Below are 12,644 nucleotides of genomic sequence, written 5' to 3'. Positions count from 1 at the left end.
ATATGGCTTATATAAAAAGCAAAGATTCTCTACGTTTAGCTAATAAACGAGGAGCAGCAAGGCTCGCTGCTGTGCAAGCACTTTATCAAATGGATATAATTGGCACTGGCGTTATAGAAATAATAGCTGAATATGAAGCTTATCGTTTAGGAAAAAATATTGATGGTGATCAGTATCTTGATGCTGATTTTCAATGGTTTTGCTCTATTATTGTTGGTGTTGTAAAAGATCAAAAACAACTTGATCCTATGCTTCATCAAAAACTTTCTGAAGAATGGGCGCTTTCACGGCTTGATTCTACATTACGGGCAATTTTACGCGCAGGTTTGTGGGAGTTAATAAACCGTAAAGATGTACCTGTCGCTGTTATTATAAATGAATATGTCGATATAGCAAAAGCTTTTTTTGAAAGTGATGAACCGAGGCTTGTAAATGCAGTTCTTGACAATATAGCAAAGGAAATTGGTCGCTAAATTATGATAAAATCCCTTTAATATCGGGATTTTGTTAAATATTCTTAGAAAACTAATGGTTAACAACTGGATCATTATTAGGATCTGGAGCACCTTTGATGAGCTGAAGCAAAAATGGTTGATCATTACCACCGGTTGGTGTCGTGTATGTGATAAAGTCGAAAATTTTCCCATCCTGTAGACCATAATTTGCTATTTTTATAACTTGACGATCTTTGTTAAAATAAATAGCCAAAACTTTACGATCGGTAATTTTAGTTTTCATAAACCGCATTTTTCGGTATCTAGTTTGTGAAATATAATAGAAAACCTCATTATCGTAATGTGTTTTCAGAGAAGGAGATCCTAAAGCTAAAAGAACTTGCTCTTGACTTGAACCAACAGAAACAGAATCAAGGGCATTTTTGTCAAGAATATAACCTTCTTGATATATTTGACTTGAATTGAGAGAATTATATATCTGACTTGAGTTTAAAGAACTAATTGAATTACACCCTGCAATTCCCATTGCACTTACTATTGAGAGGCCAATCAATAATTTACGTTTAGTTAAGTTTGTTATGTGGGGTATTTGAAACAATGATATCTCCATTTTACACTTAAAATATATGATGAAAAGGTAATCTCAAGTCTTTCTTAAATTTTTGATTTAATATCATTCACCATATCTTACACTAATTTACTTTATTATAATGCCATATAGAGTTTCTTTAGAAAAGAAGAAATTTCATAAAATATAATCTGGTCAAATAGAAGATAGGGTATAATATGCTCTATTTATTTTTGGAGTTTCTAATGGCTGTTTCAAGTATTTCTCAAATGGAATTTGCTTTAACTTATCTAGTATCAGTACGCTCATTACCTATAAAAGGAATAAAAGTTCATATTTGTGCAGATCAGCATGAATGTGCACAATTGGCTAAGAATCATAATTTAGTTGATGTAAAATTTTTTGAAGGAGAATTTTATATTTTACCATGGAAAAAGCGTGGAGTACGTGTAAAAGGTTTATTACAAGCACGTATAATACAATCATGTGTTATTACATTAGAACCATTGGAAGATATTATTCTTGAGAATATTAATATTGTTTTTGTTCCTGAAGATTCAAATTTGGTTAAACCTAAAATATCAGAGGATACAGGTGAATTATTTTTAGATGTGGAGGGAGCAGATATACCAGAAGTGTTTTATGGTGATAAGATTGATATTGGTGCAGTCATGGAAGAATTTTTAGAATTATCAATTAATCATTATCCACGCAAAGAAGGGGTTAATTTAGATATGATTGAAAATTTAAAAAAAGTTGAACAAAATTCGTCACCCTTTTCTGTTTTGAAAAAATGGAAGTGATTGTAAACATATAAAAAGAAATTGTTTATTGTATGCTGGTATAAAAACAGTCTTTTCTACGAAGAAGTTATAGCGGTAATTTTTATAATTGTTTGATAGCAAACAGTTGCGACGTAAATTAAAGATATAGGATAAGAAAGCGTGATTAAAATTTCTGTGGATGTAATGGGTGGTGATTATGGTCCAGAAGTTACTCTTGCGGGGGCTGCAATTGCTCAGAAATATTTGCCAAATATCCATTTTTTATTTTATGGGGTAGGTGAAGTTGTTGAACCGATTTTAAAAAAATACCCTCATTTGGTTGCAGCATCATGCTTTTATCCTACAGAAAGTTATACGCGTATGGATGAAAAACCAAGCCAAGCACTTCGTACTGGGCGTGGTAAATCATCAATGTGGCATGCGATTGAGGCTGTAAAAAATGGCAAGGCTGATGCTTGTGTTTCTGCTGGTAATACTGGTGCACTTATGGCAATGTCTTATTTTTGTTTAAAAATGATGGCAGAAGCTGAACGTCCTGGTATCGCCGGTATTTGGCCAACTCTTCGTGGTGAGAGTATTGTTTTAGATGTTGGTGCAACAATTGGTGCATCTGCTAGTCAATTGGTTGATTTAGCAGTTATGGGTGCTGGAATGTTCAGGGTTTTATATCATATTGAAAAACCAAGCGTTGCGTTGTTAAATGTGGGAGTCGAAGCAGTTAAAGGCTTGGATGAAATAAAGAAAGCAGGAATAATATTACGTAAAGTGCAATTAGATGGTTTAGAATATAAAGGATTTATCGAAGGAAATGATATTGGAAAAGGAACCATTGACGTTGTTGTCACTGAGGGATTTTCCGGTAATATTGCTTTAAAAGTTGCAGAAGGAACTGCACGACAGATAGCGGAAACCTTAAATATTACTATGCGTAGTTCTATTTTTTCATATTTTGGTTACCTTGTGTCGCGAAGTGCTTTTCGTAAATTGAAACATAAAATGGATCCAGATAGGGTTAATGGTGGTGTTCTTTTAGGCTTAAATGGTATTGTTATAAAAAGTCATGGTGGTGCTACTGCTAACGGTTTTGCTGCTGCTATTCGCGTTGGTTATGAAATGGTGAGTAATGGACTCTTAAAAGAAATAGCCACGGATTTATTGCTTTTTCATGAGAGTAAAGCATCGCTTTTGGATGATGAGGGTAAAGCTGTGATGAATATGGAGATGGTATGATAGGTATTTGCAATATAGAGGAGAAATTTCAGGAGAAGGTTAAGGTGACATGATTCGATCAGTTATTTGTGGTGTAGGAAGTGCCTTACCAAAAAAAAGCTTATCGAATGATGAGATTGCGGAATTGGTTGAAACATCTGATTCGTGGATTGTTCAACGCACAGGAATTCGTCAACGTCATATTGCTGATGATAATGAAACTACCGTTTCTTTAGGAATAAAAGCTGCACAAGCAGCTCTAGCAAATACTGGTATGACAGTAAAAGATATTGATTGTATTATTCTAGCAACTTCAACACCTAACCGTACTTTTCCTGCTTCTGCTGTTGAAATTCAGCGAGCTTTGGGAATGAGACATGGTTTTGCCTTTGATATTCAAGCTGTTTGCTCTGGTTTTATTTTTGCGTTGGTAACAGGAGACGCTTATCTGCGCTGTGGAGCAGCTAAGAGAATTTTAGTGATTGGATCTGACACATTTTCTCGAATTTTAGATTGGCAAGATCGTACAACATGTGTTTTATTTGGTGATGGTTCAGGTGCAGCTATTTTAGAAGCGCAAGAATTTGAAGGTACTTCTGCTGATTATGGTATATTATCTGCTAAATTGCGTTCTGATGGTGAATATGCTGATAAGTTGTACGTTGATGGTGGTCCTTCAACAACACAAACAACAGGTTACCTACGTATGGAAGGACGGGAGGTTTTTAAACATGCAGTTGGTATGATAACTGATGTCGTTGATAATTGTTTTGCAGCTGTTGAGATGAAGCCTTCTCAATTAGATTGGTTTGTGCCTCATCAAGCTAATAAACGTATTATTGAAGCATCAGCTAAAAAGTTAGGAATCGCGAAAGACCGGATTATTATTACCATCGATCAGCATGGTAATACATCTGCAGCATCGGTACCGCTAGCTTTAGCAACTGCTGTTCAAGATGGAAGAATTAAAAAAGGAGATCTTATTATGCTAGAGGCTATGGGTGGAGGTTTTACATGGGGTGCGATTCTTATCCGTTGGTAAATTATAGCCACTTGACCATATTTAAATAAAACGTATAAATTTCTTTATAATTTTTAATATTTAAATAGGTGATGATAATGACAAGTAAGACAGTAACACGTGCAGACTTGGCTGGCGCTGTTTGTAGAAAGGTGGGCTTGTCACACACTGAATCAGCCGATTTAGTTGAGTTAGTCTTGAATGAAATTTGCAATTCACTTGTCAAAGGTGAAATGGTTAAATTATCTTCTTTTGCAACTTTTCAAGTTCGTAATAAAAGTGAACGAATTGGACGAAATCCAAAAACAGGTGTTGAAGCATCCATCCCACCACGGCGTGTAGTAACATTTAAGGCTGCAAATGTGCTTAAGAAAAGAATTTTAGATACACATCGTGCAAAGAAAAAATAATTTTGTACAAATAAGCAGTATTAAGATGTTTGTTTTTTTGTTAAAGAATTTTATATTTATTAGACTCTTTTCTTTTATATTTTAAGCTGAGAATTCCTTATTGAAGATTCATGAATATGATTTCATATTATGATCAATAACCATAAAATCATTGATATAATTTTAGGTGAGGTATTATAAAATGGATAAAAGCCCCGATGCTTTTCGCACAATTAGTGAAGTGGCTGATTTGTTGGGGATTCCGCAGCATGTATTAAGATTTTGGGAAACGCGGTTTGGTCAGATTAAACCATTGAAACGTGGGGGTGGGCGTCGTTATTATCGCCCTAATGATATTGATTTACTCAATGGTATCAAACAATTACTTTACGGACAAGGTTATACTATAAAAGGTGTACAACGTATTTTAAAAGAGAAGGGTTCTTCTTTTGTTGTTGCATTTGGTAATGGTGATCTTGATGCTATGAATATTGTAATAGAAAAAAAATGTGTAGAACAGGAATCCAAATCTATTTCGGCTAAATCAAAAAAGACAGCGTTTGGGCTTTTGGGGTTTATGAAGAGTGAAGGGGAAGCGTCGGTTGGCGCTATTAATAATCATCGAGATAAAACTGATAAAGTATTGTTGCAGGAAGTACTATTTGAGTTAATTGAGTGTAAGCGCATTCTTGACAAAGCTCGATAATTATAATCTACTATTGGTTTGTAGTATTTTTTTATGATATCAGTTGTTGGTTAAACGGCGTAAATCTGGTGGTATCGCTTCATCTAGCAGTTGTTTAATCACTTCTTCTAGAGATAAAAGGCTTTGTTCTACACTTCCTAAGCGGCGCATATTGACACTATTTGTTTCAGCTTCGCGTTTGCCACACACCAAAATTACAGGAATTTTTTGTAAAGAGTGTTCACGTATTTTGTAGTTAATTTTCTCATTGCGGGAATCCAATATCACTGAAAGACCAATAGCTTTGAGTTTTGCTGTTATTTTTTTCGCATAATCATTCGCATCGGATGTAATCGTTGCCACAGCAATCTGTTGAGGCGCAAGCCAAAACGGCATATGACCAGAAAAGTTTTCGATTAATATACCGAGAAAACGCTCCATTGATCCAAAAATAGCTCGATGGATCATAACAGGCTGGCGTTTTTCTGAATCCTTATCAATATAGAATGCTCCAAAGCGCTCAGGTAAATTAAAGTCTACTTGCGTTGTTCCGCATTGCCATTCTCGGCCAATAGCATCTTTCAGTGTATATTCAAATTTTGGTCCATAAAATGCGCCCTCACCAGGAAGAATACTTATTCTAACACGTCCTGAAGATTTTTTCTCAATAGTTTTAAGAACAGATGTCATGATATTTTCAGCATGGTCCCACAATTCATCTGAGCCAACACGTTTTTCTGGGCGTGTTGAGAGCTTAAGGCTGATTTCTTCAAAACCAAAATCGGCATAGGTTGATAAAATCAAATCATTGATACTGAGACATTCATCAGCTAATTGTTCTTCAGTGCAAAAAATATGTGCGTCATCTTGTGTAAAGCTACGTGCCCGCATAAGACCATGTAAAGAACCTGAGGGCTCATAACGATGAACAAGGCCAAATTCAGCCAGTCTAATGGGCAAATCACGATAAGATTTTAAACCATGTTTAAAGATCTGCACATGGCCAGGACAATTCATTGGTTTAAGAGCATAAATATATTCATTATTCCAATCATCAGCTGCTGGAATTGTTTTGAACATATTTTCTTTGTACCATCTCCAGTGACCTGACACTTCCCAAAGTGATTTATCAAGAACTTGTGGTGCCTGAACTTCGGCATATTTATGATCATCGAGACGACGACGCATGTAACTGATCAAATTTTGGAACATTTTCCAGCCTTTTGGGTGCCAAAAAATCATTCCTGGACCTTCCTCTTGAAAATGAAATAAATCCATTTCACGTCCTAAGCGGCGATGATCCCGTTTTTCAGTCTCTTCTAGCATATGAAGATAGACTTTTAAGTCATTTTCATTAGTAAATGCTGTACCATAAATTCTCGTTAACATAGGATTATTAGCATCACCACGCCAATAAGCACCTGCAACTTTCATCAATTTAAATGCATTACCAATTTGGCCAGTAGATTGCATATGTGGACCACGGCAAAGATCAAACCAGTCGCCTTGATAATAGACTTTCAAATCTTGATCATCGGGGATAGCATCAATAAGCTCGATTTTATAGAGTTCATTTTTTTCAGAAAAAATCTTCTTAGCTTTTTCACGAGACCAAATTTCTTTTCTAAAAGGTTTATTGCGTTGAATAATTTCACGCATTTTTTTTTCAATGATAGTGAGGTCATCTAATGTAAAAGGTTGTTTACGTGCAAAATCATAATAAAAACCGTTTTCAATAACTGGACCAATTGTAACTTGCGTTTCAGGAAAAAGCTCTTGTACTGCTTCAGCTAAAACATGTGCGCAATCATGGCGTATCAATTCAAGTGCACGTGGATCATCGCGAGTAATGATTTCTACTTGTCCAGATTGTCCTAATGGGTCTGAGAGATCTCTAAGAACTCCATCAAGACTATAGGCAACTGCTTTTTTTGCGAGGAAATTAGAAATAGATTTGGCTAATTCTAAACCAGTTATTTCGGTTGGGTAATCGCGTTTTGAGCCATCAGGAAAAGAAAGAGAAATAGAGCAAGACATAAAGAACCTTTTTAATCCAATTCCGCTAACGATTGCGGATGGTTTCGTGAACATTTAGCAACAATCAATTAAAACTAATAGGCTAATTTCCTATCAATTCTTTTTATGCATAATGCATTAAAAAAGAAAGAATTATTTATTACGTTTGATAGAAATTTTCCAATAATGCCAAGGCTTATAGGAATTCTCAATAGAGGTAGGTACTGGATCAAAGCCATTTGTTCCAAAGGGACAACAACGGATAAGACGAAAAAATCCCATCCATGCACCTGCCCATAGACCATGGCGCGCAATCGCTTCATAGGTATATTCTGAACAAGTTGGTCTGTGACGACACTGATTGCCTATAAAGTTAGACAGCATTATTTGGTAGAAACGTATTAGTCCAATACCAAGTAATCGTCCAGGTGTTTTCTGCCAAGGTCCTGTGTAATTTCTTGTGTACGTTTTTTTTGTTTTTACGTGTTGTTTAGCCATTCATTTTTTCTTCAATTTGTTTAATACAATCTATGACTGCATCAAAAGTAAGCATTACTGATCCATGGCGTGTTTTATAGTCTTTAATAGGCTGTAGGCAAGCAAATGCTTCAAATGGAGCTGAAGGGGGAGGGCCATTTTTTGTTAACATATGCTGAATAATTTCATGTAATATTTTAAGGTCTTGTGTTTTTTGGCCAATAATATGATGTGCAAGAATAGAAGATGAAGCTTGTCCAAGTACACATGCGCATATTTCATGGGCAAAATCTGTTATAGTGCTATTTTCTATTTTTAGGTCTACGGTAACAGTCGATCCACAAAAGCGTGCACATTTTTTTGATGTTGCATCCGGATTATTAAGACGGCCAATTTTGCTTATATGTGCAGCATGTTCAATTATTTTATTACTGTAGACATTTTCAATCATAAGCTATTATCTAAACTTTTAAAAGTTATTGCTGTTTAAGTTTTTAACTCGTTTATATAAAAATTATAAAAATAGATATATAATAAACATTTTATACATAATAAGTTGGAGTTTTTTTAATGCGTGATGTGATTGAAGAAGGAGCAACTAATTCATTTCTCTCTGAGCAAAAAAAGCCTAGTGTTGAAGAAATAGAGATGGCAATTCATACATTGCTGTTATGGATAGGAGAAAATCCAAATCGAGAAGGGCTGTTAAATACTCCAAGTCGTGTTGCTAAAGCGTATCGTGAACTTTTTACTGGTTATAACGAATCAGTTGAAGAAATTTTAGGTACAGTTTTTGAGGAAGTTTCAGGGTATAATGAACCAGTTATAATGAAGAATATCTCTTTTTATTCACATTGTGAACATCATATGCTTCCAATTATTGGTAAAGCTCATATCGCTTATCTTCCTGATAAAAAAGTTGTTGGACTTTCAAAAATTGCACGTGTTGTAGATGCTTTTTCTCGTCGTTTACAAACACAAGAAACCATGACGGCACAAATAGTTGATGCTCTGGAAACACATCTAAAGCCTCATGGTGTTGCTGTAGTAGTTGAGGCTGAGCATATGTGTATGAATATGAGAGGGATACGAAAGCAAGGAACTACGACAATTACAACAAGTTTTCATGGATATTATCAAAGTGATCAAGTGGCACAAGCTAGTTTTATGTCATTGATACGCTAATTATGGTAAGATGTGCATTTTAAGAATTTATGTTATTAAACATGAAGTAGCGTGAAATAAAATAAGTTATAAGAATACAAAAATAAACTTGTACCTTACTGTATGATTTGTTAAATGCGGAGAGTGATGTTTCTACCTTGTGCGGTCGTGGCGGAATTGGTAGACGCGCAGCGTTGAGGTCGCTGTGGGGCAACTCGTGGAAGTTCGAGTCTTCTCGACCGCACCATTTGTGTTTTTTGTGATTGATGTTAAGGTACAGATAAGAGTGGGCATTAGTGTGCGAATTCTGTGCATTTTTTATTATAATGTCTTATTATAATTACTTTATTGCAGATCGTTAGAAACTGTATCTTCTGTTATTACTATAGGTACGAAATATGAGCTCTTTTTTAATTTAATAAGATTGGGTAGTATCGTAGTGAAAAGTGTTGTGTTTTTTAAATATTTAGTATTTTTTATTTGCATTACTTTATTAGTTGCATGTGATGGGTCGCGTGCTGTACTTTGGCATGGAATACATGCAACACCGTCTATGGTTGCTGTACAACGAAAAGTTGAAAAACCAATTCCTCCGAAAGCTATTATCCCAGTGTATGTTGCTACAAGTCGTATGATGCAGGATAATTATTCTCAGCCTTATGGAGCAGAACGGTCAAATAAAGTACACTACAACCGCGTTGATGTAGGAATTCCTCAAAAACATGTTAAAGGTGTAGTTGAGACAAATGCTTATAAACCGAGTCATGATAAATATTTTGCAGCAGTCGCTTTGCAAAAATATGAGAATAAGGAGCAGTTTAAACAGCAATTAAATATTGCGTTAGCAAAAAAGCCAAAAGGAAAAAAAGAAATTTTCCTTTTTATTCATGGTTACAATAATAATTTTGCAGACGGTACGTTTCGTACAGCTCAATTTGCTTACGATTATTCTTTGAATGTTGTTAATGTACACTATTCATGGCCTTCGGCTGGTGCAATACCTCTTTATATTTATGATCGTGATAGCGCCAATTTTGCACGTGATGGATTGATAGAACTTCTGATAACTATCAGTGAAACAAATGCTGATCACGTCTCAATTATTGCGCATTCTATGGGCAATCTTGTTACGATGGAAGCATTTAGAACTCTAGCATTACAAGGAAAATACAAGCTAATTCATCGCATTACAAGTTTTTTAATGGCAGCGCCGGATATTGATCTTGATGTATTTGAACGTCAACTTAATGATATTAAACAATTACCTCAACCAACAGCTATTTTGGTATCTCGTAAAGATAAAGCGCTTGCTGTTTCAAGAAAGCTTACAGGTGGACACCCTCGTGTAGGAGATGGCTCAAATATTGAAATGTTGTGGAAGAATGGAATAGCTATTCTTGATTTATCTAATGTTGATGGCGGGACGCATAATGTATTTGCATCTTCACCAACATTAATGGCTCTATCTCGAGAGGGATCTTTAGCTTCAACAATTATGCAAGGAACAGAATTATCACCTAGTCAAGCGATTCTTTCTGATGGTAGCAATATTTTAAAGAAAACCACCGATTTTATCCTTTATACACCTATGCACCTCTTATCTCCATTAACCAATCATTAAATATAAAAAAAAACAAATATAATAATTGGATATAAATAAATTAGAAAAGAGATTTTTTAGCATTTTCTTTAGAATGGTTCTATAGGACTAAAAATGAATAGTGGGATAAATCTATACAATTAATCATTAGGTAGCTTTATGATGGTTAAAAAAAAACACTATACTAATACACTTACGTTAGTTGATTATTTGTCTTATTCTGCAGTTAGACTATTAAATATTCATGCTATGCTTTTAAAAGTAAGAAAAGACAATATAGGCGGAGCGCCAGATTTATTACATAAAATTGATGTTACTAAACAGCAGTTAGATGAAATAAGTTATGCTCTTGTTTTAGAATATCGTAAACGTCAAGAAAATGAGCATTTTTTAAAACAAATTTTAATGTCAATTTCCGATCAAATTTTTTCACTTAATAATAGTTTTAGAGAAACTAGTCGCCTTTTATTTCAAGAAATACGAACTCTCCAATCACAAATTCAGTGTTTTTATGAAGGTGAGGGGAGACAACATTCATTAACTGATAATCAAGAATCGTCTTATTCTTCGTCCAAAATTGATGAAATTATTCAACGATTACAAAAAGCGCGTCAAAATCTTGCTTTTGAAAACCCACATCTCTTTGAGAAATAATACTGAATTCAAAATAAAAGTTGAAATGCATTATAAATTGATTCTTGATAATATTAATTATAAGTTGATTAAATTGATAATGCCAAACTGAAAGAGGTAAAGACTTAGCTTCTATTGCTTATTGTTAAAAGTCGATAACAAAACTAGCGTAAGAGTTAATATTTTTGAGAAAATAATTTTGTGGGAAATCTAATGGGAAATAGGAGTACTTTTAATTATTTGTAGATGGCTTTGTTTAATTTTTTAGTCATAAAAGTCTGAAGAAAAAATTTATTCAATTCTAAATGAAATCATAAATATGGCAAAAATTTTAATTTAACCTGATAATACAATCCGAATGAATCTTGTACTTGTATATTAATAATTTTATAGACTTTTTTCCCCTTTTGGAGGATTTACTCTAAAATTAGATGAAATTTTCTACTCTTTTAGAGGTAAAAGGATTCGGAGGAAACTTTTACCTCTTATTTATTCTAGATTTTAGCTGTAATAAATTTTATTACTCAAAAAAATGCATGAAATATTTTAAACTTTAGTTAGTATAGCTTGTGCCTTTATAAAGGTAGAAAATTACTTCTATAATAATTTTGCATATTTTAATTAAAATCGAGCTAAATTATTTTGACGGAAAGTATTTTTCAACTAATGCATAAATAATTGCTGCCGTTTCAATATCTAAAACTCCATTATAATTATTTTGACGAAAATGAAGCTGAAACGCCATAATCAAATTTTTATATCCATTTCCAGTATCCGCACCCGAAGTATCGTATCCATATTTTTTTAGTTTAGAAACGACTTCTTTTTTTGCTTTTTCAAAGGATGAAGGATTTTTAGAAAATTCTTTTTCATAATTATCCTTTTTAGCCACATCATACCATGCCCCTATACCTGCATCATAAAGTTCTTTCCATGGAAAAGCTGCACCTGGATCGACTTTTCTTCCAGGAGAAATATCATTATGGCCAACAACATTAGTTGGTGTAATACTCGGGTAACGTTGAAGAATATTGAATGCAAGTTCTTTAATTGCATCAACTTGCTTTGGATGAAAAGGTGGAAATATCAATTGCCCGTTATTATTGCTTGCTAGATTGATGATTTCAATTCCAATAGCTGTATCATTTAGATTGCTACGTCCAGCCCATGAACTAACACCAGCATGCCATGCACGTTCATTTTCATCAACTAGATTAAAAATATGCATATCTTTAAAACCTGCTTCAATATATGTTTTTTCTGAAGGATCAGGAACAAGATAGTGGGCGCTGACTGAAGGTCCTGTAAGAGTTGTAACAGATGATTTAAAGTTAGCTGCAGTGTAATGCATTACTAGAAAACGAACTCGACTATTAAAGCCTTTTACGTTACGGTAGCTATTATAATCAATTTTATACATAAAAAAACCCCCCCTCTATTTTTAAAACTGCTTTAATTTTATCATAATTATTATTATATGTCATTAAAATTATTATTAAAAACATATTAATAATAAATCATGAAATTTTATGTAATTATTTAAATATTTTTATTTATTATAATTTAAGAATAATTGTTATTATATATATTCTGTATTAGAATATATTATAAATTTAGAATTTTTATTATTACAATAATGTTG

The 12,644-nt window shown here is 33.8% G+C and carries 14 protein-coding genes and 1 tRNA gene; 10 read left to right on the top strand and 5 right to left on the bottom strand.

The genetic code is table 11. The features are described from left to right. The first annotated feature begins 2 nt into the window (after positions 1 to 2). The gene (gene nusB / locus T420_RS0103175; RefSeq protein WP_013545142.1) at positions 3 to 473 is read left to right on the top strand and encodes a transcription antitermination factor NusB; all 471 of its coding nucleotides are present in this window, start codon (positions 3 to 5) and stop codon (positions 471 to 473) included. A 52-nt stretch (positions 474 to 525) separates the two neighbouring features. On the opposite strand, the gene T420_RS0103170 is transcribed toward nusB, so the two are convergent. Further along, positions 526 to 1,044, bottom strand: coding sequence for an outer membrane protein assembly factor BamE (locus T420_RS0103170; protein ID WP_035450915.1), 519 nt, complete (start codon positions 1,042 to 1,044; stop codon positions 526 to 528). Between the two features lie 224 nt (positions 1,045 to 1,268). Between T420_RS0103170 and T420_RS0103165 the strand changes: the two genes are divergently transcribed. From T420_RS0103165 to T420_RS0103145, 5 genes are all read left to right on the top strand, one after another. Beyond that, on the top strand, positions 1,269 to 1,826 hold the full coding sequence (locus T420_RS0103165; RefSeq protein WP_013545140.1) for a DUF177 domain-containing protein: 558 nt from the start codon (positions 1,269 to 1,271) through the stop codon (positions 1,824 to 1,826). A gap of 141 nt (positions 1,827 to 1,967) precedes the next feature. Next, positions 1,968 to 3,038, top strand: coding sequence for a phosphate acyltransferase PlsX (plsX, locus tag T420_RS0103160; protein WP_013545139.1), 1,071 nt, complete (start codon positions 1,968 to 1,970; stop codon positions 3,036 to 3,038). A 49-nt stretch (positions 3,039 to 3,087) separates the two neighbouring features. Further along, the gene (locus T420_RS0103155; RefSeq protein WP_013545138.1) at positions 3,088 to 4,059 is read left to right on the top strand and encodes a beta-ketoacyl-ACP synthase III; all 972 of its coding nucleotides are present in this window, start codon (positions 3,088 to 3,090) and stop codon (positions 4,057 to 4,059) included. A 77-nt stretch (positions 4,060 to 4,136) separates the two neighbouring features. Then, positions 4,137 to 4,448 carry an integration host factor subunit alpha gene (locus T420_RS0103150; RefSeq protein WP_013545136.1) on the top strand — a complete coding sequence of 104 codons (312 nt, stop codon included), beginning with the start codon at positions 4,137 to 4,139 and terminating at the stop codon, positions 4,446 to 4,448. A gap of 181 nt (positions 4,449 to 4,629) precedes the next feature. Then, positions 4,630 to 5,133, top strand: a complete 504-nt coding sequence (locus T420_RS0103145; protein ID WP_013545135.1) for a MerR family transcriptional regulator — start codon at positions 4,630 to 4,632, stop codon at positions 5,131 to 5,133. Between the two features lie 39 nt (positions 5,134 to 5,172). Here T420_RS0103145 and thrS read toward each other — a convergent pair whose 3' ends face one another. From thrS to T420_RS0103130, 3 genes are all read right to left on the bottom strand, one after another. Beyond that, complete coding sequence (gene thrS / locus T420_RS0103140; protein WP_013545134.1) at positions 5,173 to 7,149, bottom strand: threonine--tRNA ligase; 1,977 nt, start codon at positions 7,147 to 7,149, stop codon at positions 5,173 to 5,175. A 132-nt stretch (positions 7,150 to 7,281) separates the two neighbouring features. After that, positions 7,282 to 7,626, bottom strand: coding sequence for a membrane protein insertion efficiency factor YidD (gene yidD, locus T420_RS0103135; protein WP_013545133.1), 345 nt, complete (start codon positions 7,624 to 7,626; stop codon positions 7,282 to 7,284). Continuing rightward, positions 7,619 to 8,056: an iron-sulfur cluster assembly scaffold protein gene (locus tag T420_RS0103130; protein ID WP_013545132.1), complete on the bottom strand. Its 438-nt coding sequence runs from the start codon at positions 8,054 to 8,056 to the stop codon at positions 7,619 to 7,621. The genes yidD and T420_RS0103130 overlap by 8 nt, the downstream gene beginning before the upstream one ends. Before the next feature lie 119 nt (positions 8,057 to 8,175). On the opposite strand from T420_RS0103130, the gene folE reads away from it, so the two are divergent. The 4 genes from folE (at position 8,176) to T420_RS0103110 (ending at position 11,023) form a co-directional block, all read left to right on the top strand. Continuing rightward, the gene (gene folE / locus T420_RS0103125) at positions 8,176 to 8,790 is read left to right on the top strand and encodes a GTP cyclohydrolase I FolE (protein WP_013545131.1); all 615 of its coding nucleotides are present in this window, start codon (positions 8,176 to 8,178) and stop codon (positions 8,788 to 8,790) included. Positions 8,791 to 8,931: 141 nt separating this feature from the next. Beyond that, a tRNA-Leu gene (locus T420_RS0103120) sits at positions 8,932 to 9,016 on the top strand. Between the two features lie 192 nt (positions 9,017 to 9,208). Then, on the top strand, positions 9,209 to 10,390 hold the full coding sequence (locus T420_RS0103115) for an alpha/beta hydrolase (RefSeq protein WP_013545130.1): 1,182 nt from the start codon (positions 9,209 to 9,211) through the stop codon (positions 10,388 to 10,390). 141 nt (positions 10,391 to 10,531) lie between these two features. After that, positions 10,532 to 11,023, top strand: a complete 492-nt coding sequence (locus tag T420_RS0103110; protein ID WP_026501133.1) for a hypothetical protein — start codon at positions 10,532 to 10,534, stop codon at positions 11,021 to 11,023. Between the two features lie 616 nt (positions 11,024 to 11,639). Here the strand turns inward: T420_RS0103110 and T420_RS0103105 are convergent. Then, positions 11,640 to 12,422, bottom strand: coding sequence for an N-acetylmuramoyl-L-alanine amidase (locus T420_RS0103105; protein ID WP_013545128.1), 783 nt, complete (start codon positions 12,420 to 12,422; stop codon positions 11,640 to 11,642). Positions 12,423 to 12,644 lie beyond the last annotated feature (222 nt).

Origin of the sequence: Bartonella clarridgeiae ATCC 51734 (assembly GCF_000518185.1) — a bacterium.
Lineage (GTDB): Bacteria > Pseudomonadota > Alphaproteobacteria > Rhizobiales > Rhizobiaceae > Bartonella > Bartonella clarridgeiae.
The sequence above is the reverse complement of the archived record's forward strand: the minus strand, read 5'-3'. Positions and strand labels throughout refer to the sequence as shown.